Below are 26,696 nucleotides of genomic sequence, written 5' to 3'. Positions count from 1 at the left end.
GCGCTGCGACCTAGAATGCAGTCCGCATGTGGCCCCGACTTCGATTTCGGCGTTCGCCGCCGCTCGTCGCACTGCTGCAGTTTCGCGACGCGCGACGGATGCTCGACGGTTGGCTCGCCAACGTGGCGCCGCAGGTCGACGGCTTCGTCGCTCTCGACGACGCATCGTGCGACGGCGCCGGCGATCTCGTGGCCGCCCACCCGAAGTGCCTGGAGCTGCTGCGCCGTGAGCGGCCGGCCGGCGACGGTTTCGACGAGGTCGGCAATCACGCTCGACTGCACGCCGTGGCCGCACGCCTCGCCGGGGCGTGGTTCGTCGCCGTGGACGCCGACGAGCGACTCGAACGCTCGTTCCGCCGTCGCGCCGAGCGCGAGATCGAGCGTCTCGAGCGACTCGGCGTCGGTGCGGCGTCGGTGCGCATCGTCGAGCTGTGGGATCGGCCGGATCGCATGCGCGTCGACGGCCGTTGGGGCGACAAGCGTCACGCCCGGCTCTTCGCCCATCGCGTCGATCCGGTGCTCGACCCGCGCCCGATGCACGGCCACTGGGCGCCGCTCGACAGCCGGCGGAACGGCGGCTTCGCCGAGGCGGACCTGATCGTCTATCACCTGGGGATGCTGCGCCGTGCCGATCGCGAAGCCCGTCGCCGACGCTGGGAGGAGCGCGACCCACAGCACCTCCATCAGTCGATCGGCTATGCGCACCTGACCGACGAGACCGGTCTCGAGCTCGCTCCGCTGCCGCGCTGGCGAGCCTATCGGCCGCGCGAGCGCCTCCGGTGAAACTCCTGCAACCATTCTGGACGCGCCGCCGGCGCTCCGTCCGCCTGCTCGCGCTCCTCGCCTTCCGCGACGAACGGCGCTATCTGCCGGGGTGGTTCGTCAACGTGCCGCCCGAAGTCGACGGCGTGGTGGGGCTCGACGACGGCTCCACCGACGGCTCAGCCGACTTCGTGGCGGCGCAGCCGGCGGTGATCGCCCTGTTGCGTGCGCCGCAGCGGGAGCCGCACGTCTGGGACGACGGCGCGAACCACCGCCGTCTCGCCGAGGCGGCGACCGCCCTCGGCGCCGACTGGGTCGTCGGGGTCGACGCCGACGAGCGCCTGGAGCGCGGCTTTGGCAAACGTGCGCGCGAGCTCGTCACCGCGCGCCGGGCGCCACGGGCGTTCCACCTGCACGTCCGCGAGCTGTGGGACCGTCCGGATCGGATGCGCGTCGACGGAATCTGGGGGCGGAAGCGCTCGCCCCGACTCTTCGCCGCGCGCCCCGGGGCGGTCTTCGACGAGCGCGCCCTGCACGGCTACTGGGCGCCGCTCGACGCGCGCGAGGGGGACGACTATCGGCAGGCCGACCTCTACCTCTACCACCGGCGGATGATCCGCGCCGAGGACCGGGAGGCGCGGCGCGACAAGTACCGGCGCCTCGATCCGGAGCGCCGTTTCCAGGCGATCGGCTACGACTATCTGACAGAGAGCGCCGGGATCGAGGTCGTCGAGCTCCCGGCAGGCCGCAGCTACGTGCCGCTGGAGGATCCATGAGCGGCCACGACGGGAACGAGCGCGCCTGGCCGGAGCTCGCGGTCGTGGTGCTCGCCCTCGGCGCCCCCCGCGAGCTCACCGAGGCGGTCGCCTCGGTCGTCGGGCAACGTCCGCGCCCCGAGGTCGTCGTCGTGAGCTCGGGCGGCGGCGACGCGACCGGTCTGCTCGCCAGCCACGGGCTCGCGGTGCCGGTGGTGACTGCACCGCGCCGGCTGCCCACCGGTGCAGCACGCAACGCGGGGGTGGAGGCGACCCGGGCGCCGTTCGTCGCCTTCCTCGCTGTCGACTGCCGCGCCGAGCGCGGGTGGGTCGCGGCGCGCCTGGCGGCGCATCGAGCCGGCGCGCCGGCGGTGGCCAGCGCCCTGGTCAACCCGTATCCCGCGAGCCTTGCGGCCTGCACGGCGTACCTCTCGCTCCACGTGCGGCGCTGGCCGAACGTGCCGGACGGCGAGGCACAGCGCTACGGCGTCTCCTACTCGCGCGAGCTGCTGGCGCGGCACGGCGGCTTCCGCCCGGCGCTGGCGCGCGGCGAGGACACGGAGCTGCACGCGCGCTTCACGCCGGCGGAGCGGCCACGCTGGGATCCAGCAGTGCGCACGGCGCATCTCTACCCGCGGACGCTGCCGGGGCTCGTCGCCGACCACTGGCGGCGCGGCGCGCGGACGGTGGCGGCCCATGCGGCGCTCGGCGGTGGGATGACGCGCGCGGCAATCGCCCGCCGGGTCCTGGCGCGATCCCGCGAGTCGTTCGCCCTGGCCTGGCGCGTCACGCCGGCGAGCGCGCGTCCCTGGCTTCTCGCCACGCTCGCCTATCTGCCCGCGGCGACGTTCGCCTACGCGGCCGGTGCGCTCGGCGCGCCGCAGCTTCCGGCGCAGTAGGATCGCCGCGATGACTCCCGCCGCGTTCGTGCTGTGCGCCGTCGCCGCGGCGACCGCCGCAGCGCCGACGACCCTCGACCAGGCGCTGGCGCTGCACCAGGAGGGGCGGCTGGAGCAGGCGCTCGCTGCGTATCGGGAGGTCGCTGCGGCGACCGCGTCGAGCGATCCGGCGAGCGCCGGGACGGCGCACAACAATGCATGCGTCCTCCTCACCGACCGCGGCGAGTTCGGGGCGGCGCTCGTCGAGTGCCGGGCTGCCGAGCAGATCCGTCGCGGGCTCGGCGAGGACCGGCGTTTCGCCCGCACCCTCAACAACCTGGCGCGGGCGCTGCAGTACACCGGTGACACCGCGGCGGCGGAGCGCGCCTTCGGCGAGGCGCTGGCGCTCGACCGCCGGCTCGGCGAAGCGGAGGAGGCGGTCGTCGTTTTGGGAAACCTCGCCGCGCTGGCGATCGGTGCCGGTCGCTACGGACCGGCGCTCGACCGCCTCGCGGAGGGAGACGCGGAGCTCGACGCCCACGCCGCGGAAGCATGGGTCGGAGAACAGCGCCGTTGGCTGGCCATCAATCGGGCGGTCGCCTACGAACGGCTCGGTGCCTTTCGCGAGGCGCTGGCCGTGCTCGAATCCCTGGGTGAGCCCGGGGCCGAGCCGCTGCGTGCCGCCGAGGTCGCCGTCAACCGGGGCGTGCTGTTGCGCAATCTCGGCGATGCCGCGGCAGCCGAGCGCGCCTTCGCCGCGGCGATCGTCGAGCTCGAGCGGCTCGGCGACGGGGCGGCACTTGCCAATGCGTGGGTCAACGCCGGGCTCGCCGCGCAACTCGATCTGCGCGACCCGGTCCGTGCCGAGAACGCCTTCCGCCGCGCCCTCGACCTGACGATCGCCGGCAAGGACCGTTTGGGCGAGATCCAGGCCCGTTACTACCTGGGCCGCCTGCTCGTCGAGCTCGGGCGGCCGGAGGCGGCCCGGCCCGTGCTGTCGCGGGCGCGCGAGCTGGCCGAAGCCAGTCAGGACGCCGAGGGGACTTGGATGTCGCTCGAAGGGCTGGCGCGCGTCGAGCAGTCCGCCGGTCGCCGCGAGACGGCGCTCGCACTGGTCGAGCGCGGCCTCGCCGCGGTGGAGAACGTGCGGGCCGGCATCCGCCCGCGGCCGCTGCGTGCCGGCTACCTCGGCGACAAGCGGTCGCTCTTCGCTCTGGCGGTCGATCTCGCCGCCGAGCGGGCGGTGGCGAGCCGCCGCCGCGAGGATGCGCTCGCGGCGTTGGCGCTGGTGGAGCGGGCCAAGGCGCGGGAGCTGCTCGATGCGCTTCCGGGAGGGCGCGCTCCGCTCGCCGCCGACGAGCTCGCCCGGCTCGCGGGGGGGAAGGCGACGATCCTCGAGTTCTACGCCGGCGAGCAGACGCTCTGGCGCTGGCGGCTCGGGCAGGGGCAGGTCGAGCTGCGCGCGATCGGCGCCGCGACGCGGATGCTCGATCGGGTGGGCGAGGCGCATGCGGCGCTCGCCCGGGGAGGAGAGCCGGCGCCGGCGGTGGTCGAGGAGCTCTCGCAGCGGTTGCTCGCCGGCCTCGACGGCCTGCGGGGGTCGGTGGCGATCGCAGCCGACGCCCGCCTGCGCTATCTGCCGTTCGAGATCCTCCGCCTGCCCGACGGCTACCTCGTCGTCGAGCGCGTGGCGGTGCGCTATCTGCCGAGCGCGAGCTGGCTCGCCGGCCCCGTCGAGCCCCGGGGCTCGCCGCGCTGGGAGCTGGCCGGGTTTGCCTCCGTGCCGGTCGAGCCGGCGACGCTACGCGGCGAAGCCGGACTGCTCGCCGCCCGCTTCGCGTTGCCGGCGCTCCCCGCGGGGGAGCGTGAGCTCGCCGACGCGGCGCGCGAGCTCGGCGGGCGCACCCGCCTGCTGCTCGGTGCCGACGCGAACGAAACGACCTGGCGATCGGTCGCCGCCGAGGGGGCGCACGTCCTGCATTTCGCCACTCATGCGGTGGTCGACGAGCGACTCGAACCCGGTGCGGCGCTCTTCCTTGCCCCCCACGCGCACGACGATGGCCTGCTGACGGCCCTGGAGGTCGCCGCGACGCCGCTCACCGCCGACCTCGTCGTGCTTTCCGGCTGCCGCACGGCTCTCGGCTCGACGGCGGACGGGCGGGCGCTCACCACGCTCACCGGCGCGTTCCTCGCCGCCGGGGCGCGGGGGGTCGTCGCCTCGCTCTGGGAGGTTGGCGACGCGGCGACCGCGACGTTCATGGAGCAGTTCTACTTCGAGCTCGGTGTCGGCCGCTCGCCTGCCGAGGCGTTGCGTCGGGCCAAGGACCGCCTGCGGCGCACGCCCGGCTGGGACGCGCCGCAGCTCTGGGCCGGTTTCGTCCTGGTAGGGGATCCGCCGCCGGTGGTCGTCCGGGCCCGAACCTGGCCTCTGCTCGCCGGCCTGGCGATCCTCGCTCTGGCGATCGCCGTGTTCCTCCGGCGGCGCCGCCGCTGAGCCGCTGCGGCGGGGCCGTCAGCGTTCGAGTCGCAAGGCGACGGGAGCGGAGAGAGCGAGCACGGCGCCGTCTGCCGACAGCGCCTCGACGCGCAGCTCGACCGTGACGAACGGCTCGATGCGGGCGGCGAGCGCCGGCGGGAAGGGCATCGCCGCCGTGGTGCTTTCCCCGGACCAGAGGGGGGCGCGGGTCGCGGCGTTGGCCGCGGTCAGCCGATAGCGCACCGCTCCCGGCGTCGCGCTCCAGCGCAGCGCCGAGGGCAGCGTTGCGAGCCGGCCGAGCGGCGTCTCCCAGGCGATCTCGGCGCTGCGCAGCACGTCGGTCGTCGGGGGCGGCGGCACGCTCGGCGGTGCGGCCGTGTGCGTCGTCAGATAGAGCCCTCCCACCGCGAGCAGCACCGAGGCCGCCGCGGCGAGCCAGCCACCGGGGTGGCCGCGCCGGGAGCGCGCGGGCATCGGCAGAACACGGGCGAGCTCGGGCGTCGTCGGGGCCGCCGCGGGTCCGGCCTCCTGGCCGCGCCGTCTCTCGAGCTCGCCGACGATCCAGCCGATGTCGGCTGCGGCGACCGCCCCGGACGTCGCGGCGTCGGCTGCGGCGGGCTCGGCGAAGGCGCGGGCGAGCGCGAGCTCGGCGCCGCAAGCGTCGCAGCGCGAGGCGTGGGCCAGCACGGTGTCGCGCTCCTCGGCTCCGAGCTCGCCGGCCACCGCCTCGTAGATCCGCTCCGGGCGCGGACAGTCACCCGATGCGAGCAAGGTGGCGAGCTGGGGGGGAGTGAGCGGACGCAGGGGGTTCATCGCGGGAGCTCCGAGAGGAGGCGGCGCAGCTTGCGCTTGGCGCTGACCAGGAAGGCCTTCGAGCCCGAACGGTTGGTCAGGCCGAGCAGCCGGTCGATGCCGGGAAGGGTCATCTCGTCGACGACGTGGAGGTAGAGGACACGCCGCTCGAGCTCGTCGAGCTCGGTGCGGATCGTCTCGCGGAGTCGCCCGCCGAGCCGCGCGAGATCGAGCGCGGCGACCGGGTCGGGGCTGTCGGCGATCGGCTCCGGCAGATCGTCGTCGTCGAGCGAAGCCATCGCCCGTCGCCGGCTGGCCATGCCGCGGTTGATCGCCACGCTGCGCGTCACGAGGTAGAGCCAGGTCGAGAAGCTGCTCTCGAAACGGAAGGTGCGCAGCCGCTCCTGCACCCGCAGGAAGACCTCCTGGGCGAGATCCGCCGCCTCCTCGCGACGTCCGCTGATCCGGTAGCACCACGAGGCGACCCGCTCCTGGTGGCGGCGGAACAGCAGGTCGAGCAGGGGTGCTGCGGCCTCGACGGACGCCTGGTGGATCCGGCGGACCAGGTCTTCGTCGGAGAGCGTGGCGGGAGCAGTCACGGCGTCGGCGCCTCGGCGCAGGCCGGCGACGGCGGCACGAGCCGCGTCGCGCAGGCCCTGCGGGAACGGGGCAAGCCTAGTCGAGAGATCAGGTTCTCCCCAACTGGCGCCCGTCCTCCAGTCCGCAGCGGCGATCGCGAGGGCGTTCATACCGGGTTCAGACAGTCCGGCCGGCCGAGTGGAACAGTTCACTCGCGCATCCGACCCGGGGCCGCGCTGCCCGGACGCGCCGCGTCGGGGTCCGGGTCCCGGCGTTCGGCCCGGAGCGACCCGGCTGGAATAGGCGGAACCCGCGCCGCGTTGGGGCTTGCACGGACTCGTCGCCGCGGATGGGAGAGGCCTGTCCCGGGCGAGACCGGCAAGGAGATCCCCATGGCCCGTATTTTCGAAGACAACTCGCGCTCGATCGGCCACACGCCGCTCGTCGAGATCCGCCGCCTGACCCAGGGCGCGCACGCCCGCGTGCTCGCCAAGATCGAGGGCCGGAATCCGGCCTACAGCGTGAAGTGTCGCATCGGCGCGGCGATGGTGTGGGATGCCGAGCAGCGCGGCGAGCTCAAGGCGGGCAAGGCGATTCTCGAGGCGACGAGCGGCAACACCGGCATCGCGCTCGCCTTCGCGGCGGCGGCCCGTGGCTACGAGTGCGTTCTGACCATGCCGGAGACGATGACGATGGAGCGGCGCAAGGTGCTCGTCGCGCTCGGCGCGCAGCTCGTGCTGACTCCCGGACCGCTCGGCATGCCGGGCGCCATCGCCAAGGCCGAGGAGCTCTACCGCGAGAGCCCGGAGCGCTTCGTGCCGATGCGCCAGTTCGAGAACCCGGCCAACCCGGCGATCCACGAGGCGACCACCGGCCCGGAGATCTGGGACGACACCGACGGCGCGGTCGACGTGCTGGTGAGCGGCATCGGCACCGGCGGGACGATCACCGGGGTCTCCCGCTTCCTCAAGAAGACGAAGGGCAAGGCGATCCTCTCCGTCGGCGTCGAGCCGACCGCCTCGCCGGTCATCACCCAGACGCTCGCCGGCGAGCCGCTCAAGCCGGCGCCGCACAAGATCCAGGGGCTCGGCGCCGGCTTCGTGCCGAAGAACCTCGACCTGTCGCTCCTCGACCGCATCGAGCAGGTCTCCAACGAAGAGGCGATCGCGATGGCACGCCGTCTGGCGCGCGAGGAGGGGATCCTCGTCGGCATCTCCTGCGGCGCGGCGATGGCGGCGGCGCTGCGTCTGGCGCACGACGCGGCGTTCGCCGGCAAGACGATCGTCGTCGTCCTGCCCGACTCCGGCGAGCGCTACCTCTCCGGCGCGCTCTTCGAGGGGATGTTCGCCGAGGTGGAGAAGGCCCAGGCCGTGCCGGTGGGGATCTGACGGTGAGCTCGGAGCAGGCGACGGAGAAGGCGGCGGGGGTCGACCTCTCCGCCCTGGTCGACGGGATGGTCGCGAGCTACCGGCGCGACCCCCGCGGCCAGCACCTCAACCGCCGCTACCTGCCGTCGCGCGAGGAGATCCACGAGGTCGTCGATCTCCTCTTCGAGCTCTTCTATCCGGGCTACTTCGGGCGTCAGGACCTGACCGACGAGAACCTGCCGTTCCACGTCGGCACGCTCCTCTCGACGCTGCGCGAGAAGCTCGAGCGGCAGATCGAGACCTGCATGTGCTTTGCCCGCGAGATGGAGGGGCGCGCCGCGGGGACCTGTGCCAAGGCGGCGAAGCGGGCGGCGGCGACGCTGCTCGGCAAGCTCCCGGCGATCCGCGACCGGCTGATCGGCGACGTGCAGGCGGCCTACGACGGCGACCCGGCGGCGCAGAGCCTCGACGAGATCATCCTCGCTTACCCGGGCCTGCTCGCCGTCACCGTGCACCGGGTGGCTCACGAGCTCTACCGGCTCGACGTGCCGCTGATGCCGCGCATCATGAGCGAGTGGGCGCACACGCAGAGCGGTGCCGACATCCACCCCGGGGCGACGATCGGCGACCGCTTCTTCATCGATCACGCCAGCGGCGTGGTGGTCGGCGAAACGACGACGATCGGCGACGGCGTGAAGCTCTACCAGGGCGTCACGCTCGGCGCGCTTTCGCACCCGCGCGACGCGAGCGGGCGCGTGGTGCGCCACACGAAGCGCCACCCGACGGTGCGTGACGAGGCGACGCTCTACGCCAACGCCACGGTGCTCGGCGGCGAGACCGAGGTCGGCCGCGAGGCGATCGTCGGCGGCTCGGTCTTCCTCACCCGCTCGGTGCCTGCCGGCGCACGCGTGGCGATGAAGCCGCCGGAGCTCAGCGTCCGCGGCGTCGAGCCGATGGGGCTGGAGTTCGAGATCTGAAGCGCTGCGGCACCGCCGCGTGGGCTAGAACCTCACGACGATTCCCGCGGTGAGGTCGGTGGCATCGGTCGAGTCGTCTCCGGCGTCGGAGTCGTAGACGGCAAAGCGTCCCTCGAGGCGAAGCGCCGTGCGGCGCGAGAACTGCCAGTCGGCGCCGCCACCGGCGAAGAGGCCGGTGACCGAGTCGCTCGACCGGTGCGGCGGGCAGGGCGCGCGGAAGCAGACGACCTCGTAATCCACCTCGCTGCGTCCGTAGTGGACCCCGCCGACGGCGAACGGGTGCCAGGACCCTCCGAGGTCGAAGGCATAACGGACGCCGAGCTGGTAGGTGTCGGTCGAGGCGATGTCGCCGTCATGGAAGAGGGCGCGCACCTCGCCGGTCCAGCGGGGAGCGAAGTGCCAGCCGAGGCCGAACCCCAGCCCGGTGTCGAGATCGAACCCCCGGTACTCCGAATAGGAGCCGGAGGGCTCGACGACCGCGGAGACCTCGAAGGACGGCTCCTCGGCGAGTGAGGGCACGGCGGCGAGAGTGGTGAGCAGCGCGGTGACGAGGACGAGGACGGGATGCGATGCCCGATCGTGCATGGCGGGAGTCTCCTTTCTTGACGAGCGAGAGATCGCAAGTTGCGTGCCCGCCGCACCGCCCCGTTCGCCGGAGCGAAAGCGGGTCAGCCCGCCCGCTGCCGCTGGCGGGGCCGGCTACTCTCGCGCCGCGGCGAGGCGATGGCCGCGCCGCTCGGGCGGGAAGGAGCGGCGTCCGCCCGAGAAGCCGGCGCGTCAGCGCGCCAGCCCGATCGCCTCCGCCTCCCCCTCCGCCTTCCAGGCGCCGGCTTCGCGGACGAGCTCGACCTCGTAGAGCATCGGCGGAGCGTCCTTCCGAGCGGACGGCCGGCCGAGCAGGCGGAGACGGGCGCGGTCGGCGAGGACGAAGCCGCCGGCGACGCTCGGGTCGCGCGGGAGCTTCTCGGCCCATTCGCCGAGCATCTTCTTCTGCGTGCGCTCGCTCGGCGTCTCGCGGATCGAACGCACCCGGCAGGAGAGGTCGAAGTCGCGCCGCTTCCCCTCGCTCATCATCGCGAGTGCGGCGGCGAGGTCGCGCCGTTCGAGGGCATGCGCCCAGGCGAGCCAGCGGGCCCCGGGCTCGCCACCGCCCTCGCCGAGCGCCTGCGCGCCGGGAGGGATCGCGAGCGGCAGGGCGGGGACGATCTCCGGTCGCCCGCGGCCGGTCGGCGAGGCGGGCTCGGGGTCGAGCGGGCCGCTCGGCTGCTCGTCGACCGACAGCGTGACGAGCCGCGAGCTGCCGTCGCTCTTCGGCTCCGCCCACGCCGAGACGATCGGGTCGAACGGCGTCTGGCGGAACGCCTCGTCGAGCGCGCCTTTCAAAGCGGTGGGCGAGCTGACCGACCCTGCCGGCAGGTCTCGTTCCTCGACGTCGTCGTCCCAGCCCGGCAGCTCCTGGAAGAAGAGCGCCCGGCGCTCGTTCCACTCGAGCGAAGCGACGAGTCGCCCCTGTCGGTTCACTTCACCCCGATCGGTCACCAGCAGGAAGGGTGCGCGTGCCGTCCGCCCGGAGCGTGGCCGCGAGATCAGTGCGTGGAGCTCGACGGTGAACGGGTTGCCGTTCGGGCGCCGGCTCCACATCGCGTCGAGCGCGAAGCCCTCGGCGGCAGCGCGGTCGAGGGCGCCGACCAGGGGTCCCGGGTGGTCGGAGAGATGGCGCACCTCGCGCGGCTCGCCGCGCTCGCCGGGCCGGCGCTCGAGCAGCAGGAGGACGACATCGCGTCGCACGCCACCGACCGCGGCAAGGCGGAAGCCGGCCTCCCGCGCCGCCGCGACCTCGTCGAGACCGCCAGCGGCCGCGCCGAGCTCTAGCCAGCGCATCTCGATCGGCTCGAGCCGGACGCGGGCGTCGCGCTCGAAGAGGAAAAGCGAGCGGTCGCCGAGGCGGGCGACGGCGCGGAAGCGATAGCCGTCGGCGAGCGCCGAGGAGAGATCCGCCGCCGAGCTCCCGTCGAGGGCGCGATAGCTGAAGCGGAACGTGTCGCGACAGGCCTGCTCCTCGCAGGAGACGAGCGCCGCGAGGAACGGCAGACCGTCGATCGTCACCTCGAGGCGGTAGCCGTCCGCGGCGAGACGGTCGAGCGCTAGCACCAGGCCGCGTGGCTCGGCGGCGACGGCAGCGCGGATGAAGCGGGCGTCGGCCGGGGTCGCCACGAGCGCGCCGACCAGGCTGGCAAGCGCGAAGCCGAGTGTGGAAGTGCGGGACATCCCGAGTCTGTGCGTCATCCGTCCTCCTCCGCCCTACACCACGACATCGGGGGGTGCGGCGGGCCACTTCGATGGCCGCGCCCGCTCAGGGCGTCATCGTGAGCCAGCCGAGGAGCGCGCCCGCCGGCAACAGCCATGCGGAGCGCACCCGCGTGCCGAGCAGCAGGGCAGCGCTCGCGAGGGTCAGCAGCAGCGCGAGCGGCGTGGCGAGAGCCGTCCGCGCCAGCTCGCCGGTGACTCGGGCCATCAGCGCGAGCGACGCGACGTTGACGCCGTCGAGCAGGGCACCCGCCGTCGGCGAGGCGCGCAGCCGTGGCACCAGCGGACCGCTCGCGGCGACGAAGACGAAGGCCGGGAGGAAGATCCCGGCGGTGGCCAGCACGGCGCCGACCCCACCGCCGACCAGGAAGCCGATGAAGGTCGCCGTGGTGAAGAGCGGTCCGGGAGTCACCTGGCCGACCGCCAGGGCGTCGAGCAGTTGCGCCTCGGTGATCCAGCCCAGTCGCTCGACGAGATCGGTCCGCAGGAAGGCCAGCAGGACGTAGCCGCTCCCGAAGAGGACCGAGCCGATCTTGGCGAAGGTCCAGAAGAGGGTTCCGAAAGCGAACGGCACCGGTGCGACGGCGGTGAGCAGCGCCGGTGCGCCGGCCGCCGGCAGCCAGATCGCCGCGGCGGACCGCGAAGGCCGGAACCCGCCCTCGAGCGCCACCGCGGCGACGCCGGTGGCGAGGAGCACCACGAGCTCGTGCAGGCCCGCTGCCGAGGCGACGAAGGCCGCGACGCCGAGCGCGGTGAGGCGAAGGTTCTTGAAGGCGCTGCGCGCGAGGCCGAAGAGCGCCTGGACGACGACCGCGAAGACCACCGGTTTGACTCCGGCGAGGACCCCGGAAAGCTCCGGCAAGCTGCCCCAGGTTCGGTAGCCCCAGGCGAAAGCGAGGACGATCAGGAACGCCGGCAGGATGAAGGCGGTGCCGGCGACGAGAAGACCACGCCAACCGGCTCGTTCGTGACCGATGTGGATCGCCATCTCGGTCGAATTGGGTCCCGGGATCAAGAACGTCGCTCCCCAGAGGTCGAGGAAGCGCTCTCGCGTCATCCAGCCGCGTCGGCGGACGACCTCCTCCTCCATCATCGCGACGTGCGCTGCCGGTCCGCCGAAGCCGACCGTTCCGAGCTTCAGGAAAAGCACCGCGAGCTCGCGGAGTCGGGCCGCGCGGGAGGAGGCTGACAGGCTCATCGGTGGAGGCTCGAGCGGATTCTACGGGGCTCGAGCGGCGCTATGCTGAGCCCGGCGGGCTGAAGCAGCCTGGAGACCTCACGATGCAGTACCGACTGGGAATCGTCCTCTCCGGCGGTGGCAGCCGCGGGCTGGTGCACATCGGCGTGCTCAAGGCGCTCGAGGAAAACGGGATCGTTCCCGAAGCGATCTCGGGCACCAGCGCCGGGGCGATCGTCGGTGCGCTCTACTCGGCGGGCTATCCGGCCGAGGCGATGTTCGATTTCTTCGTGCGCAAGAGCCCCTTCCGCCCGTCGCGCTTCGCCCTCGGCAAGCCGGGCTTCGTCGACACCGACAAGGTCGTCGCCGACTTTCGCGAGTACTTTCCCGCCGACGCCTTCGAGGCCCTGGGCAAGCGACTCTTCGTCACCGCCACCGACATCGTGCGCGGCAAGCTCGAGATCTTCTCCTCCGGGCAGTTGATCCGTCCGGTGGTCGCCTCCTCGTCGGTGCCGATGGTCTTCACGCCGACGGCGATCGACGGTCGCCTCTTCGCCGACGGCGGCATCCTCGACAACTTCCCGGTCGATCCGCTGCTCGGCCTCTGCGACGTCATCCTCGGCGTCTACGCGAGCCCCTTGCGCACGGTCGACGCCGGGGAGATGCGCACCTCGCTCGCCGTCTCCCAGCGCGCCTTCGAGATCGGCATGTTCCACAACTCGCGGCGTCGGTTCCACCACTGCGATCTCGTCCTCAGCCCGCCCGCCCTCTCCGGCTTCCCGTCGCTCGCTCTCAAGCAGCGCGAAGAGCTCGTCGACCTCGGCTACGCGGCCGCCGCCGAACGCATCGGCGAGATCCGCCGGCTGGTGGATCAGGGGAGCTGAGCGGAAGAGAGCGGACGGTGGGTGCCCGCCCGTCGTCGGGCGCGCCGGCGCCTCAGCGGACGTGTCTTCGCCGGGCGGGTCGCCCGCGCGCATCGAGCCGATGCTCGACGAGCGGCCAGGGGTCGACGGCGGGGACGAGCGCCGGGAGGGGTTCTTCGACCTGCCGCCGGGGGCGCAGAGCGAGGCCGCGGATCATCATGTAGAGCCAGGCGGTCGGCGAGGCGATCTCGCCGTCGTAGCGCAGTAGCCGCAGCAGCGCCTCCTGGGCCAGGTCCTCGACGTCCTGCTCGTGCCGCGAGAGTCGCCGCGCCAGCGCGAGGGCGACCTCGACGAGGGCACGATCGACCAGCGGCGGTCGAGGCGACGTTGCGGCCAGCGGCTCCATGAGGTCTCTCCCGCAGAATGACCGATGCGGCAGGGAGCGTCAATCGTGCGCGGTCGTATTGCGCTCGTCCATGCGACCGGCACGGCGTCGCCGGAGCGCGTCCGGCGTGGTGCGGTCGGACGTCGCCGTGGCCTCTCGCCGCGGCTGTCGAGAGACGGGGAACCGCCGACGGGAACGCTCCGGCGGTGGAGGAGGGGCCGCAGCGTCAACGCGAGATCGCCGGACAGCTTCGTGCGACGAGCGGGGTGCCGATCGCGGCCAGGAAGACCCGTGCCGCCGCAGGGAGCACCCACCAGGAACGGACCCGCTCGAGCACGCTCATTCGTCGATTCACGCCAACCCCTTTTCTCAGGTGAGCGGAGCCGCCGCCATGGCGGTCCGCCGATCGATCGGCGCACTCGGACCCGGGAGCTGGAACGCCGGGTCCGCCGTCGCGAGACGGCGGGACAGGACGCTCGGGGCGAGCGCACGGCTCAGGAGGAGTGCCAGGACGGCCTGAAGCCCGCGGATCTCCTGCCGCAGCGTCGCCTCGGCGGCGTGCTCGCCGGATGCGGTGACCCAGCCGAAGGGCAGCGATGCGGCGGACATCGACAACAGGAAGTCGATCGCCGCGGCGAGCGCCAGCCGGTCGGTGCGAAAGCTCGTCAGGCCGTAGCCGAGCAGCGCGGCGAACGTCCCCGCATCCCCGGCCGACATCGCTGCCGCGAGCGCGCGCCGGAGCGCCTGTCGCAGCCGATGCCCGCGGCGCGACCCCGGGGGCGCCGCGACAGGAGCGAGCAGGCAGGCGGAGAGGAGCGCGTCGAGCGCGGGAGCGGTGGTGCCGACGCGGGCGCGCTCGAGGGCGGCGTCGAAGAGCGCTTCCGCCTCGCCGCGCGGGAGGAGGGGCTCGGTGGCGAGCGCACGCCGGGCGAGGAGGTGCGATCGCAGTCTCCGGTCGTCGAGATCGGGCGCCTCGAGAGGACGCTCGGCCTCGTCGCGCCACGTGCCGGACGCCGGGCGACCGCCGGCGCGCGCGGTCCAGTAGGCGAGCTCGGCGGCGAGCGTCGGTCCGTCCGTGCCGCCGACCCCGTCGATACGCGTGAGCGCAGCGCGAAAAGTCCCGGCCCGCCCTTCCGCCACGGCGAGCACGAGGCGCGTGTACTCGCCGCGCAGACGGGCGAGCGGCGAGGCGGTCGGCGGAGGGAGGCGCGGCAGCCAGAAACGAGCGCGCGGTCGCGTCGCGGCGACCACCCGGGGGCGAGGCCGGCGCGAGCCGCCGGGCGAGCCGCCGAGCGCGCGCAGCAGGACTTCGCGCACCAGCAGGGTCGTATGGTAATTGGCGAAGAAGTCGTGCTCGGCCGCCGGCAGCCCTTCGCGCTCGAGGAGCGGTCCGAGGTCGGCCGGGCCGGGCCAGCAGCCACGCGCGTCGAACCCGGAGACGAGGAGCGTCAGCTCCTCGTCGAGCCGTTCGGAGTGTCGGGCGAGACAGAGACGGCAGAGAGCGTACTCGGCGAGCAGATCGAGATTCCGTTCGCGCTCCGCCTGCCAGGAGAGGCGGTCGAGTACCTCCTCGACGAGGCGCGGGTCGGCGATCCTCGGCGGCCAGAGACGTCGCCCGAAGTCGGTGGCATAGAGGACGGTGTGGGTCACCGCGTAGTCGTCGTGCGGATCGACGTCCTGAGCGAAGCGAAGCCGGCCGAGGCAGCCGGATCGCGCCGCCGCGGCGATCTGGCGGAAGTGGCGCTCGCGCCCGCTCACGCGAGCGAGCGCGTGCAGCAGGTCGAGCTGGCGGAAGGGCAGGCGCTCCTTCGAGTGGCGGGCGCAGAGCGGCAGCAGGCGGTCGAGGTCGAGGAGCTCGGCCGTGTCGAGCAGGCGGCTCGCCTTCATCGCCGCGAGGATCGGCAGCAGCAGATTGGCGTGCACCAGGTTGTGGCGCAGCAGGCTGAGCAGGTGCGGCGCCGGCACGGCGAGCAGCGCCGAGCGCAGGGCGGCGCGGAGTGCCGGACTCGGGCGGGCGCTGGCGCAGTGCTCGAGGAACGACGTCTCGCAGAGCGCCTTCAGTCGACGCGGATAAAGGCCCGCGGCCGGATCGCCGAGATCGCCGAGCGAGGCGCGGATGCCCGCGGCCAGCCAGCCTTCGGCGGCGACGACCTGCCCGACCGCGAGCCCGAGGTTCTCCTTCACGCGATCTAGCGCCGTTCGAAGCGGATGACCGGGCTCTCGAGATCGCGCGCCACGACCAGGACGTAGCGCTCCCAGGCGAGGACGTAGCCGGCGACTTCGTCGATGCCGCCGCCGATCTTGTTGACCAGCGATTCGATCGACTGCTTCGTGTCGATGGCGCCGCTGCGCAGCGTCGCCTCGACGATCTGCTTGGCGGTGAGGTTGGGCCGGTCGCCGCCGGCCGCGGAGTCGGACTTGGTCATCGGAGATCTCCTGTCGTAGGGCGTTGAGAGGCTGGACGACAGCGCGCCGCGTGCGCGGCGGACCCCGGGAGAACGGTCTCGCGACGGCAGGTCGAGGCGGAGTGGGAGGGGTGAGCATCGCCATCGCCGGTCGCGAAACCTCGCCGAGGAGCCCTCGGGTGAGCGACGGGCCAGCCGGCGCTCCGCGAGAGCGGGTGAATGGAGGGCGTCTACCGAGAGGGAGCTCGGCGGGGCGGATTTCCTACCCTCGAGCGCGAGGATCGCGATCCGCGCGAGCGAATCGCTTGCCGACTCCGCGAGTCGGAGCCCGGTGGCGGTCGGTGCGAGCGAGGGTGGCGGATCAGCCGGCGGCGAGCCGGCGCCGGGCTTCGCGGCGGGCGCGGTGGAGCGCTTTCTCGGTCGCCTTGACGGAGCATCCGAGGCGCGCCGCGCTCTCCACCTCCGAGTAGCCGGCGAGCGCGAGCCCGAGGGCATGGCGGGCACGCCGCGGCAGCGCGGCAAGCAGGCGGCGCGTGTCGAGCTCGAGCTCGACGATCGGCCAGGGGTCGCTCCCCGCCAGCCGCTCGGGGAGCATCTCTTCGGCTGGACGCTGCGGCGCGATCGCCAGCCGGCGGATCACCACGAAGAGCCAGGCCACGGGCGAGGCGATCTCGCCGTCGTACCGCAGCAACCGCAGCAGCGCCTCCTGCGCGATGTCCTCGGCGTCCTGCGCCCGCAGGGCGAACCGGCGCGCGAACGAGAGCGCCACGTCGACGAGATGGCGATCGACCGTAAGCGACGGCGGCGAAGCTGCAGCCTGGGGTTCCATGAGCGCGCCGGGAGAATGACCGAAGCGCCGACGACCGTCAATCGCCGACACCCGCCGCGCCGCGCGGCGAGCGGTTGTCTACTCGGATCGTCGAAGTCGGCGATCGCTCGACTCGACGCGCTGAAGCGTCCGCGAGAGAGAGGTCGGTTCACCGAAGGCTGATGCAAGAGAGAAGGGGACAGCCGTCAGGCCGTCCCCTTCTCGTACCGACGAGAGCTTCTCGAGCGCTGCGCCGTGTTCCTTCAGGCTGGTGTGAGTCACTATCCTCCGAAGTCCGTCAGGCACTTCAGGATGGCGGCATCGCCGTCGGCCCTCGCCTTGGCCTCGCATTTCTTCCTGGAGTCCGTCCCCGCGGTCGATGCGCAATCGGCCAGCGCCGCCTCCTGCTCGTGTGCCGCCTTGTCAAGGCACACCTTCTTCTTGGCTTCCATCGCAGCGTGCGCCGCCTCTGCTGCCCGCCTGGCGTTGTCGGCGCCTCGCCTCGCCTCGGCCCGATCGAGCGCCGCGGTGGCGCAACCGACCAGCGCCTCCGCAGAGTGGGCCTCGGCGCTGGCAGTGCAGGATGCCCGGACTGCGGCGTCCGGCTGGGTGCACTTGGCCACCTCCTCGACCCGCTTGGTTTCGACTGCCGACTTGCAGGCCGTGCGGAGCGTGGCCTCCGCCTCGGCTGCCTGCTTCTCGGCGGCGAGCGCCTTCTGGTTCGCACTGGCCGCCGCAGCTGCGGCTTCGGCCTGGGCCTTCGCGGCCTTGGCACGTTCTTCGTGGATGTTGGTCGAGAAACGAAACGCGACACCCACATAGGCGTTCGGCGCGAAGGTCGTCTCGACAAGCTGGTCGGCGGCTAGGTTCTCGGCTAGCGGATCGTCTTCGTGGTACTTGCCTGCCAAGCGCTTCTGCTCGTGAATCGCCACTCCCAGGGTGAGCGTGATGTTCTCTCGGTAGGTCCAGCCCCAACCCGCAAGGATCGCCGGGTGAGTCTCCTCGAAGCCGAGCCCGGCCACCAGCCCGTTCTGCCAATTCGCGCGCCGGCCGCCCCGCGCCCACTGGAAGAGGATCGAGGGCAAGAAGGTGCCGTCGCGCCGGTCCTTGTCGCGGGCGACGGTGAAGACTCCGGCCGTATCCGTTGCCTTCGCGCTGTAGCGGTCGTCGCGGTCAGGCACGAAGGTGAATCCGTAGAGCGTTCGCCACTCTCCCGCCGGGCCGGTGGTAAAGACGGTCGTCCAACGCTGGGAGGAGTCGTCCTGGCGCTCGACGATCACCTCGAGCTGCTCTCCGGCGAGGATCTCGTAGGAGTCGTCGACCAACCTGGAGGTGAGGCCCCTCTCCTCGCGCTCGAGTTCGTTGCGATCGCAGCCGGCAAGATCGGCCGTCGCCCAGAACAGGGCGCGAGCCTCACGAAGCGCCGCTTCGGATGTTGCGCCCTTGATGTTGTTTTCGAAGTCCGCCCTCGCCTTGCAGGCCATCGGTGGGCCTCCGCGCGAGCCGGCGAAGGGCGAAACGAGCGCGGGAATCGGGACCTCTTCGCGAACGACCGTGACGATGTAGTTCTTTTCGAAGAGTGTGTTCGTGAGCCGGAAGGCGTGCTCGCCAGCGCGCACAGGGCGGCTTGCGGTCGAGCCGGGTGGCTGCAAGCCGAGATCGATCTCGTGAACCTTGGGCGGCGGCTCTTGGGCGAGTAGCATCGCCGGCACCAGCGCTGCGGAGATCGCGAGGAAACTTCGAAGCGAAGCCATGAGCTGTTCTCCTGTCTAGACGGTGAAGGGCTGCTGCTTTTCGAAGCTCTTGTCGTCGGCGGGGACCCAGAAGTAATTGGGAGTCTGGTCCGGTGGCATGCGCTGGCGAATTGCTTTGTGGAACTCGCGATACGTTCCCTTGAACTTGCCGGAGTTCCACACGGACAGGAGAGTTCCGGTGAAGAGGCCGTTGAACGCGCCGTCCGACGAGAGCTGGTTGTCCTGGCAGCCGGACAGCAGGAGAACCGAGGCCTTGACGCTTGCCTGCGCCTTGGCGAGATCGTGGCTCTGGAGGATCGGCTCGTAGAAGGCGCGGTTCTGTTCGAAGGTGCGCCGGGCGATGAGCAGTGGCATGGCGCGGTATCGCGGCCCATCCTTGGCCGAGGCGGCGGCGATGCCCTTGCCGAGGTAATGATTCATCTTCACAACGCTTCCGCTATGGCAGGAGTCGGAGAGGACGACCACACGTATGCCGGCGGCGAAGAGCGAGAGCAGTTTGAAGATCTCGTCGTCGATGAGCTCGCCGTCGAAGAGACACCACGTTTCGTCCTGTCCGTCGTCTTCGTCGCTGTTGAGGTCAGGCACCTGCCCCCCATGGCCGGAGTAGGTAAGCAGGAAGAAGTCGCCGTGCGTGAGCGTCGTCGCCGCCTTTCGTACGGCTGCGGCGACGCGCTCGCGAGTCGCATCGGCGGTCAGAAGGCTCGACACGTTCATGCCCCTGTTCTTTGCCAACAGGGCCATGTCCCGTGCATCCGACTCGCAGGCGACGAGGTCGCCCGACCAGCCGGCGTAGTGCTGAGGATCGACAGAATTGAGGCCGATCGTGATCGCGATGCCCTTGGGCATGGTCTCCTCCTCGGGAAGGGTCGGTGAGTTCCCAATCAGGGAAGACGAACGAAGCGCAACAACTGGTCAGTCGATCCAGCGCCGGGTCAAGCTCTGCTATCCCGCGGAGGCCGCTTGCGCGACTCGCAGGTGTGAATCGCGCCCGCCGGAGCTCGGCAGCGGTCGTGCGAAGCAGGGAAGCCGCGTCGTCGGAGCGCTGGCGAGTCGACCGCGACTCGCCGGTGTCACGACGATGCCTCCCCGGGCGTCAGACCGTCTTCTTGAGGGTTCGCCGGTCCGAGGTCCCGTCGTGGGACGCTGAACGAAAAGAGGGGACAGGCATCAGTTCCTGTCCCCTCCGGAGCTGCCGCCGGGCGGTGCCCCGAGCGTCCGTCGCCGAGCGCCGGGAGCTCAGGCCTTCCGGCTCTTCCCCTTGCCCTTCGCCTCGCGTGCCGCGAGGACGCGCTCGAGCTCGATGACGAAGGACTTCAGCACGCCGGGCGTGCACCAATCGCGCTTCGATACCTCGAACACCAGCTCGAGGAGCTTGTCGCCGGAGTCGTAGCGCGCCAGCTCGTAGAGCGCCGGCTTGCGGTCCTGCTGGCGGTCCGGTCGGTAGATGGCGATCGCCTTCGCGTCGCCGACGATCTCCGCCTCGGCCTCCGACCCGCTGGCCACACCCAGCTTCGTCCGGATCCATTCCGAGAGCGACCAGTATCCCTCTCGCTCCGCGGCAACCCGCCACTGCGCGACCTGGGCTTCGCTCGCGCGGATCATCCGCGTCTCCGACAGCGGCTCTTTCGGCATCCCTCGCTCCTTTGATAAGCGACTGTATTGCGGTCGCCTGTTTCCTTTGCGACCGCAGCGTAATGCAACGGTACACCACCTTGGGGCGCGTGGCGACTCCCCGGCGAGAACAGGCAAGCCCTGCGCGCCAGGCGAGTCGCGTCGATCGCGTCGGCTCGGGTGTGGGGACGAGCCCAGGTCGCGCCTCGCGAGGCCGCGCCGGCCGAGAGGCCCGCCTCCGATCTACCGCAGCCGCAGGGCCAGCTTGATCTCCTCGACGCGGGCCTGGATGACGCCGCGGTCGAGGTCGCGGAAGCGCGGGGGCAGAAGCTCGCGGCTGGTCGACTCGAGGACGGAGACGAGGGTCTGGAGCTCGCGCTCGAGGCCGTTGGCGGGAGGGATGAAGTCGGCGATCGCCTGGGCGAGGTGGGCTGCGGTGACCTCGGTGGAGTCGGCGGCCTCGGCCTCGAGGGTGGCGCGGACGAGCACCGCTTCGAGGTCGGAGCCGGAAAGGCCGAGGAGCTTCTCCTCCGCTGCGACCTCGCTGATCTTGCCGACCTTGGTGGTCATCGCGAGCTTCTTGACCATCACCTGGAAGAGCTCGTCGTACTCGGCCGCGCTCTCCGGGTAGAAGAGCGGCACGTGCTCCTCGGCGCGCCCCTGACGCTTGAGGTCGATCGGCAGCAGGTCGGGGCGGCAGGTGATGAGGAACCAGAGAATTTTTCCGCGGTTCTTCGTGTCGCCCATGAAAGCGGCGATCTGCGCGAAGACGCGCGCCGAAACGCCCGAGTCGCCGCCGCCCTCGCGATTGCCGAGCGCGGCGTCGGCCTCGTCGATCACCACGCCGACGGGGGTGAGCGAGGAGAGGATCTTGAGAATGCGCTCGAGGTTCGCCTCGGTTTCGCCGACCCACATCGAGCGGAAGTTCTTGAGCTTGACGCAGGGGAAGCCGAGCTCGCGCACGAAGCACTCGACGAGGAAGGTCTTGGCGCTTCCCACCGGGCCGCAGATGAGGTAACCCATCGGCACCGCCGAGGCGTTGCCGCGAGCGATGGCGCGGGCGGCACGCGAGAGCCGAGTCTTGACCGCCGGCATGCCGGCGACCATGTCGAGGCCGAAGCGCGGCTCGACGTACTCGAGCAGTCCGAGCCCCTCGGTCTCGATGACCTCCTTCTTGATCGTGCGCACCATCTCGCGGGTGAGCTTGCCGCTGCTCGCCCCGCCGCCGTCGATGCCGTCGAGGATCTGGCCGAGCTGGACGCGCGTCATCCCGGCGGTCAGGCGCGCCAGCTCCGGAGCGCCGAGCTCGCTGCGCTCGGCGAACCACTCGGCGCCACGCACCGCCTCGAGGTACTCGCGCCGGTCGGTCTCGTCCGGGCGCTTGATCTCGAGCTCGCGGGTGGCGTGCGAGCGGACGAGCTTGGGGTCGAGCTCGGAGAGTCCTTCGGCAACGAGCACGAAGACGATGTTCTTGGCGAGGAGCGTCGGATCCTGCGACCACTTGCGCAGGTAGACGAGAACGGCGCGGTCCTCGCCAGTGCGGCTGCTGGCGTCCCCCGAGGGGCCGAGCGTCTCGGCAAAGGGCAGGAGCAGCGCGACCGGGCGGGCCGGCTGCGCCGCGGCGCAGGCCTTGAAGTAGCCGTCGAGCAGGGCGAAGCAGTTGGCCGCGTCGCGCGGCAGCGCCTCGCCGAAGCGCGTGCCGTGCACGAGATCGTAGGCCTTGAGCCGCTCGAAGAAGTGATTGCGGGCGTCGGGAGTCGAGAAGGCGAGCCCCTCGGCGCGGTTGTAGCTCACCACCGAAGGCCAGCCGCCGAAGAGATCCTCGGCGAGGAAGGCATCGAGCGGCCGGAAGCGCAGCCCCTGTGGCCCGCGCACCGGCACCAGGTCGGCCGGCACGCCGTGCAGGACGAACGCGTTGGCTTGCTTGGCACGGATCTCCGCGGCGAGCCGGGCGGCCCAGGAGGGGAGCGTGGCGAGGAACGTCGGCGTCTCAGCCACGGCGGAAGCCTCCTTGGCGGTTGCGGTTCGCCCCCGGCGTGGCGAGCTCGCCGAGGTTGGGCGGTTCGGTGAGCTCGGGGATGCCGCCGAGCATCCGTTCGAGCTCGACGACGCTCGCCGCATCCGCCTCGGCCTGCGAGACGACGTCGTCGATTTCGAGGGCGAAGGCGCCGGCGTCGGTGGCGGCGAGCGACTTCTGGAGCAGCAGCTGCAGCAGCGTCTCGAGCGAGTCGAGCTCGGCGGCGAGCGCCTGCATCTGCGACTGGTTGCGGTCGGCCGAGGCGAGCAGCTTCTCCTTGATCGAGAGGTTCTGCTGCCAGGCCTCACGCACGCGCGGGTCGAGCGTCGTCGACTCGAGCGCCATCTTGATCTTGCCGATCTCGTCCTTGACCTGCCGGGCGCTGAAGGTGCGGGCGAGCTCCTCGTACTTCTGCAGCAGCCAGAGCCGGCGCAGCGCGTTGGCGAGGATGGCGTTGAACTTCTCGGTCTGGTCGGCGAGCACGCCCTGCGAGGCGGGCGAGAGGCCGCGGTAGTTCTCCTGGACCTGACCGCAGAGCTGGCGCAGGCGGTCGTAGCGCTGGCGCATCGGGCCGGGCAGCTCGCCGTAACGCTGCTCGCCGCTCATCGTCTCGTACTGCCGCTGCGAGGCCTTCTGCTCGATCTCCATGCGGCGCTTCAGGCGATCGACGAGCAGCGGCATCACCATGAGCTGGGCGCCGGCGAAGACGATCAGCGGCAGCGGGTTGGCCAGCAGCAGCGAGAAGCCCACGGCGCCGACGGCGAGGATCGCCTGGTACTGATTGGCGATCGCCCGCTTGAGCGCCGGGTTGCGGTCGAGGAAGCCCATGGGAGAGGAGCGTCAGCTCCCCTGCTGCCCCTGCTTGGCGGGGGTCGCCTGACCCTGGGCGGTCTCGGGGAACGGCGCCGCCTCGGGCACGGCGTCGGCCTTCTTCAGGCCCATCTGCACCTCGAACTCGGAGAGCACGCCCTTGGCGCGGATTTCGCGCGCCTTGCGTTCCATCTTGATCCGCTCGACGTCGGTGCCGCCGGTGGCCACTTCGACCGCCGCCTTCGACTCGGCGACCTTCTGCTTGATCTCCTCGAGATATTTCTCGGCGGTCGAGGCGGTGCCGTAGGTGTCGAGCTCGGCGAGCGCGTTGGCCGCCGAGCGCATCACCTCGGCCTTCTTCGACTCCTGGATGGCGCGCCGGCACTGCTCGATCTTGGCGCGCAGCTTGTCCTTGATGTCGTCGACCGAGAGCTGGGCGTTGTCGAACGCCTTGCTCGCGGCCTCGTACTGCTCGCGCGTCGCGGTGAGGTCCTCGCGGACTTCCTGCAGCGCGAGCGCGTCGGCCTCGGCGATCTTGCGCGCCTCGGCGCTGCCCTCCTGCAGGGCGGCCTGGATCGAGGAGGTGAGCTGCTTTTCCCGCCGTTCGAGCTCGCCCTTCTCCTGTTCGAGCCGGATCACCGTGGCTCGGGTGGTGACGAGGATCTGGTTGAGCCGCGGCAGCGTGTTGCGCATCTCCTCGATCGACTCCTGGAGCATGACCTCCGGGTCCTCGGCGAAGGAGATGAAGAAGCCGAGCCACGACTTGATGACACGGGCGAGACGGTCGAACATGGCGTGAAGTTCCTTGTCGGAGCGACCGGTGGGCGGTTGGAATCGGTCGGTTCGGTTGAAATCGTGGCGCGGCAGGCGCGGAGCGACGGCGGCTAGGTGTTCTTCGCGGCGCCGGCGGCCGCCGGCGTGACGGAGATCGGGTTGCTCTCGACGAACGGCGAGACCGCCTCGGCGAGCGCGCGCTCCTCGATCCGCTTGCGCGCCTGCCACTCGCCGAAGCGGCTGAGCGTGGCGTCGAGCTTGGCGCGATTGGCCGCCATCGCCTCCTGGTTGCGACGGGTGAGGGCGTCGACCTCCGCCTGCAGGCGGGCGTTTTCGTGCGTCACCGCCTCCTCCTCGGCGCGGAGCTTGCCACGCAGGAACTCCTCGAACTTATCGAGCGCCTGGTCGCGCCGCACGGCGTCCTGGATGACGTCGGCGATCGGCACCGGGCCGCCGGGGACCATCTTGAGGAACCCGGCGAGTGCCGCGGCCTTCGCCTTGCCGTCGAGGCCGGCGAAGTCGGGCGAGGAGAGGATCTCGTGCACCTTCGCCGCGGTGAAGCCGTGGGCCGGCTCGGCAACGCCGGCGGCGCGATAGACCGCCGGGAAGTCGGGGATGTCGAGGCCGCCCTCGCCGCCGTGGCGCGGCAGGGTGCGTTCGTCGACCGCCGGAGCGGGGGGCAGTCGCCCGAGGATCGCCTCGAGATCGACCGGCTGCGTCGCTCGCGCCGCGGCTTGCGGACGCGGTGTCCCCGGACGAGCGGCGACAGGCGCAGCCGGAGGCGCGGGCACGGCCGGCGCCGCTTCCGCCGGGTCGAGCTCGACCAGCTTCATCTTCGCCAGCACGTCCTTCAGGCCCATCGCACACTCCCTATCGACCGGAAACAACTGATTTCGCAAGCCTAGGGTCGCCCCCCTGGGGTGTCAAGCGCGGCGCATTGCGAGTAGGCTGAAGGCGCGCGCCGAGCGTTCCGCGGCGACGACCCCGATGCCCGCGTCCCCTCCCTCTGCCGCGGCCCGCGACGAGCTCCGCCTGCTCGCGCTCTTTCACTATCTGATCGGTGCGCTCGCCGGCTTCGTCGCGCTGCTGCCGGTGGTCTACCTCGGCATGGCGCTCGCCGCGGACATCGACCCGTTCGCGGCGAACCTGCACCTGGCCACGGAGGGGCGACCGCCGAGCGCGACGCTGGTGCTCGCCGCCGTCCTGGCGCTCTTCCTCTTCGCCTGTGCCGCCGGCGTCGGCTACGCCGGCCGCTGCGTCGTTGCCGGGCGGCGCTACGGCTTCTGCCAGGCGATGGCCTTCGTCGCCATGCCGTTTCTGCCGTTCGGCACGATTCTCGGGATCTGGTCGCTCGTCGTGCTGGGCCGCGCCGAGGTGCGCGGCGAATTCGGTCTGCCGCCGCTCTCGCCCGTGCGTTGATCGCCCGCCGGTCAGCGGCGCGGGCGCTCGTCCTCGGCGTAGCCGTGCGCGGCGGCGAGCTCGAGCAGCGCCGGGCCGAAGCGCGGGTGGCTGCGGGCCACCTGCACGGCGGCGGACTCGCGGCGGCCGGCTTTGGCGCGGACGATCGCGCCGAGCCCGAGGCGCTCCTCCCGGCTCCAGGTCGAAATCCCCGGCAGCGTCGCGAGCAGCGGCGCCCAGCGTCCGAGCCAGAGGCGTTCCTCCGTGGTGAGCGCTGTCCCCGGTCCGAGACCGATCTCACCGGCGATCCGTGCCACCCACTCGCGCCCCGCCCGTTCGGAAGACTGGGAGCCGTGGACGCCGTCGAGCGCGGCGAGGGCGGTCGAGATCGCGTGGGACGCTGCCGCGTGCGGTGGCACGGTCGCCGTGCGTCCCTCGGGCTCCCAGTAGAGATAGCCGCGGGCGAGCTGGGCGAGGGTACGCCGCGACGAGCGCGCCGCCGGTCGCCGCCGTCGCCGTTCGGCCTCTCGCGCCGCGAGCGCCGCGATCGCGGCATCGCGCGGGGCGAAGCCGAGACGCGCGTAGAACCACCAGGCACCGGAGTCGAGCGCCTCGTCATTGAGGTGGCCGAGCTGGTACGGCTCGATGGCGAAGGCGTGCGAGCCGAAGAGCACGCGTGCGGTGGCGAGCGCACGGGCGAAGACCCAGGCGGCGTCGGCGCCGCGGAAGGTCTCGAAGGTGTTGAAGTGGACGAGCGTCGTGCCGAGGAAGCCGTCGAGCTGCACGTAACCGATCGGCACGCCGTTGCGCAGGGTGAGCAGGCCGTAGGCGGCGGCGAGCAGCAGCCGGCGTTCGGGCCGTGAGCCGATGGCCACCAGCTCGAGACCGTCCTCGTGCCGGAAGCGCCGGACATCGCGCGGGTCGCCGTAGCAGAAGCAGTCGAGGTCACGCTCGCGCGTCACCATGGCGCGCCGGGCGAGCTCGACGAGCTCGACCGCCTCGCGCCCCGCCACCTCGCGGACAGCGAGCGGCGGGCGGACGAGCTCGTCCGCGAGGTCGGGGCGCTCGCGTCGCGGCGTCGTCGAGCGCCCGACGAGGGGCGAGCGCGGCGCGCGGTCGAGCGTCCGGCTCGGGGTGTCGTCGTCCGGCCGCAGCAGGTAGGACGGCGAGATCGCGTCGTGTAGCGCCTCCCGGGTGAAGCCGTCGCCCGGCATCGCGTCGATCCGGGCGAGCAGGAAGCAGGCTGGGTCGCCGTCGCCAGCAAGGGTGCGCAACGCCTCGCGCACCGGAGGCTTCCGTTCGTGGAGCCAGAGGGCCTCCGGCGGCGCCAGGGCGGCGAGGAGCAGCGGGCGCAACGCCTCGCCGTCGCCGGTCTGCTCTTCGTCGAGCGTCAGCCGCCCAGGGAAGCGGCGCGCCAGCCAGAGCGCCGTCGGGTAGAAGAACGGGTAGGGAATCACCGTGCCGGCGAGGCCGCTTCCGGCGAGCGCGGCGCGGTGTCGCGCCAGATCGCGTCGCCGCGCGAAGCGCGCCAGCAGCTCGTCGGCCGCCGCGGCGACCTCGGCATCGTCAGGGTAGGCGCGCAGAAAGAGGAGCGCCTCGTGGAACGCGACGAGCGCCCGCGCGCTCGCCAGCGCGCCGCGCCCGAGCACGGCGAGCAGTCGCCGCTTCTCGTTCGCCGCCGCCGGGCCGTAGACCAGGCGCAAGGCGAGCAGCCGGCGCAGCGCTGCCGCCGGCGAGATCCTCCGCGCACGCGAGCCCGTTCGAGCCATCGGTCGCGCCGGATCCTCCCTCAGCGGCGGCGG

25 protein-coding genes are annotated in these 26,696 nt (G+C 72.0%); 8 read left to right on the top strand and 17 right to left on the bottom strand.

The genetic code is table 11. The features are described 5' to 3' along the window. Positions 1–26: 26 nt before the first annotated feature. From IPJ17_01830 to IPJ17_01815, 4 genes are read left to right on the top strand one after another with little or no spacing between them, the layout of a single operon-like run. Entirely contained in the window at positions 27–782 is a 756-nt protein-coding gene (locus IPJ17_01830; protein QQR74358.1) for a hypothetical protein, read from the top strand. Continuing rightward, positions 779–1,537, top strand: coding sequence for a hypothetical protein (locus IPJ17_01825; GenBank protein QQR74357.1), 759 nt, complete (start codon positions 779–781; stop codon positions 1,535–1,537). The genes IPJ17_01830 and IPJ17_01825 overlap by 4 nt, the downstream gene beginning before the upstream one ends. Continuing rightward, the gene (locus IPJ17_01820; protein QQR74356.1) at positions 1,534–2,415 is read left to right on the top strand and encodes a glycosyltransferase; all 882 of its coding nucleotides are present in this window, start codon (positions 1,534–1,536) and stop codon (positions 2,413–2,415) included. Before IPJ17_01825 ends, IPJ17_01820 begins: the two co-directional genes overlap by 4 nt. 10 nt (positions 2,416–2,425) lie before the next feature. Then, positions 2,426–4,888 carry a CHAT domain-containing protein gene (locus tag IPJ17_01815; GenBank protein ID QQR74355.1) on the top strand — a complete coding sequence of 821 codons (2,463 nt, stop codon included), beginning with the start codon at positions 2,426–2,428 and terminating at the stop codon, positions 4,886–4,888. An 18-nt stretch (positions 4,889–4,906) separates the two neighbouring features. Here IPJ17_01815 and IPJ17_01810 read toward each other — a convergent pair whose 3' ends face one another. Further along, entirely contained in the window at positions 4,907–5,683 is a 777-nt protein-coding gene (locus IPJ17_01810) for a zf-HC2 domain-containing protein (GenBank protein ID QQR74354.1), read from the bottom strand. Continuing rightward, positions 5,680–6,261 carry a sigma-70 family RNA polymerase sigma factor gene (locus IPJ17_01805; GenBank protein ID QQR74353.1) on the bottom strand — a complete coding sequence of 194 codons (582 nt, stop codon included), beginning with the start codon at positions 6,259–6,261 and terminating at the stop codon, positions 5,680–5,682. Before IPJ17_01805 ends, IPJ17_01810 begins: the two co-directional genes overlap by 4 nt. Before the next feature lie 372 nt (positions 6,262–6,633). Here IPJ17_01805 and cysK point away from each other — a divergent pair, with 372 nt between their 5' ends. Beyond that, on the top strand, positions 6,634–7,629 hold the full coding sequence (gene cysK / locus IPJ17_01800; GenBank protein ID QQR74352.1) for a cysteine synthase A: 996 nt from the start codon (positions 6,634–6,636) through the stop codon (positions 7,627–7,629). A gap of 65 nt (positions 7,630–7,694) precedes the next feature. Beyond that, positions 7,695–8,585, top strand: coding sequence for a serine acetyltransferase (locus IPJ17_01795; GenBank protein QQR76062.1), 891 nt, complete (start codon positions 7,695–7,697; stop codon positions 8,583–8,585). A 24-nt stretch (positions 8,586–8,609) separates the two neighbouring features. On the opposite strand, the gene IPJ17_01790 is transcribed toward IPJ17_01795, so the two are convergent. The 3 genes from IPJ17_01790 to chrA all read right to left on the bottom strand — a co-directional run bounded on the left by IPJ17_01790 (position 8,610) and on the right by chrA (position 12,090). Continuing rightward, positions 8,610–9,170 carry a porin family protein gene (locus tag IPJ17_01790; protein QQR74351.1) on the bottom strand — a complete coding sequence of 187 codons (561 nt, stop codon included), beginning with the start codon at positions 9,168–9,170 and terminating at the stop codon, positions 8,610–8,612. 192 nt (positions 9,171–9,362) lie between these two features. Next, positions 9,363–10,871, bottom strand: a complete 1,509-nt coding sequence (locus tag IPJ17_01785; protein ID QQR74350.1) for a hypothetical protein — start codon at positions 10,869–10,871, stop codon at positions 9,363–9,365. Between the two features lie 67 nt (positions 10,872–10,938). Then, positions 10,939–12,090 carry a chromate efflux transporter gene (chrA, locus tag IPJ17_01780; protein ID QQR74349.1) on the bottom strand — a complete coding sequence of 384 codons (1,152 nt, stop codon included), beginning with the start codon at positions 12,088–12,090 and terminating at the stop codon, positions 10,939–10,941. Positions 12,091–12,173: 83 nt separating this feature from the next. Here chrA and IPJ17_01775 point away from each other — a divergent pair, with 83 nt between their 5' ends. After that, positions 12,174–12,953, top strand: coding sequence for a patatin-like phospholipase family protein (locus IPJ17_01775; GenBank protein QQR74348.1), 780 nt, complete (start codon positions 12,174–12,176; stop codon positions 12,951–12,953). 52 nt (positions 12,954–13,005) lie between these two features. On the opposite strand, the gene IPJ17_01770 is transcribed toward IPJ17_01775, so the two are convergent. The 11 genes from IPJ17_01770 to IPJ17_01720 form a co-directional block, all read right to left on the bottom strand. Then, positions 13,006–13,338, bottom strand: a complete 333-nt coding sequence (locus tag IPJ17_01770) for a hypothetical protein (GenBank protein ID QQR74347.1) — start codon at positions 13,336–13,338, stop codon at positions 13,006–13,008. Between the two features lie 348 nt (positions 13,339–13,686). After that, on the bottom strand, positions 13,687–15,501 hold the full coding sequence (locus IPJ17_01765; GenBank protein QQR74346.1) for a hypothetical protein: 1,815 nt from the start codon (positions 15,499–15,501) through the stop codon (positions 13,687–13,689). A 5-nt stretch (positions 15,502–15,506) separates the two neighbouring features. Then, the gene (locus IPJ17_01760) at positions 15,507–15,743 is read right to left on the bottom strand and encodes a hypothetical protein (protein QQR74345.1); all 237 of its coding nucleotides are present in this window, start codon (positions 15,741–15,743) and stop codon (positions 15,507–15,509) included. Between the two features lie 340 nt (positions 15,744–16,083). After that, entirely contained in the window at positions 16,084–16,551 is a 468-nt protein-coding gene (locus tag IPJ17_01755) for a sigma-70 family RNA polymerase sigma factor (GenBank protein QQR74344.1), read from the bottom strand. Between the two features lie 260 nt (positions 16,552–16,811). Beyond that, a complete protein-coding gene (locus IPJ17_01750; protein QQR74343.1) occupies positions 16,812–18,014 on the bottom strand; it encodes a hypothetical protein in 1,203 nt (400 codons plus the stop codon). A gap of 285 nt (positions 18,015–18,299) precedes the next feature. Then, the gene (locus IPJ17_01745; protein ID QQR74342.1) at positions 18,300–19,130 is read right to left on the bottom strand and encodes a caspase family protein; all 831 of its coding nucleotides are present in this window, start codon (positions 19,128–19,130) and stop codon (positions 18,300–18,302) included. Between the two features lie 390 nt (positions 19,131–19,520). Then, positions 19,521–19,916: a hypothetical protein gene (locus tag IPJ17_01740; GenBank protein QQR74341.1), complete on the bottom strand. Its 396-nt coding sequence runs from the start codon at positions 19,914–19,916 to the stop codon at positions 19,521–19,523. Between the two features lie 222 nt (positions 19,917–20,138). Beyond that, positions 20,139–21,893: an ATP-binding protein gene (locus IPJ17_01735; protein ID QQR74340.1), complete on the bottom strand. Its 1,755-nt coding sequence runs from the start codon at positions 21,891–21,893 to the stop codon at positions 20,139–20,141. Further along, a complete protein-coding gene (locus IPJ17_01730; GenBank protein QQR74339.1) occupies positions 21,886–22,740 on the bottom strand; it encodes a hypothetical protein in 855 nt (284 codons plus the stop codon). Before IPJ17_01730 ends, IPJ17_01735 begins: the two co-directional genes overlap by 8 nt. A 12-nt stretch (positions 22,741–22,752) precedes the next feature. Next, a complete protein-coding gene (locus IPJ17_01725; GenBank protein ID QQR74338.1) occupies positions 22,753–23,514 on the bottom strand; it encodes a PspA/IM30 family protein in 762 nt (253 codons plus the stop codon). 92 nt (positions 23,515–23,606) lie between these two features. After that, entirely contained in the window at positions 23,607–24,356 is a 750-nt protein-coding gene (locus tag IPJ17_01720; GenBank protein ID QQR74337.1) for a hypothetical protein, read from the bottom strand. 127 nt (positions 24,357–24,483) lie between these two features. On the opposite strand from IPJ17_01720, the gene IPJ17_01715 reads away from it, so the two are divergent. Then, positions 24,484–24,915, top strand: a complete 432-nt coding sequence (locus tag IPJ17_01715) for a hypothetical protein (protein ID QQR74336.1) — start codon at positions 24,484–24,486, stop codon at positions 24,913–24,915. 11 nt (positions 24,916–24,926) lie between these two features. Here IPJ17_01715 and IPJ17_01710 read toward each other — a convergent pair whose 3' ends face one another. Next, the gene (locus tag IPJ17_01710) at positions 24,927–26,663 is read right to left on the bottom strand and encodes a hypothetical protein (protein QQR74335.1); all 1,737 of its coding nucleotides are present in this window, start codon (positions 26,661–26,663) and stop codon (positions 24,927–24,929) included. Between the last annotated feature and the right edge of the window lie 33 nt (positions 26,664–26,696).

Source organism: Holophagales bacterium (assembly GCA_016699405.1).
Classification (GTDB): Bacteria; Acidobacteriota; Thermoanaerobaculia; order Multivoradales; family JAGPDF01; genus JAAYLR01.
The sequence above is the reverse complement of the archived record's forward strand: the minus strand, read 5'-3'. Positions and strand labels throughout refer to the sequence as shown.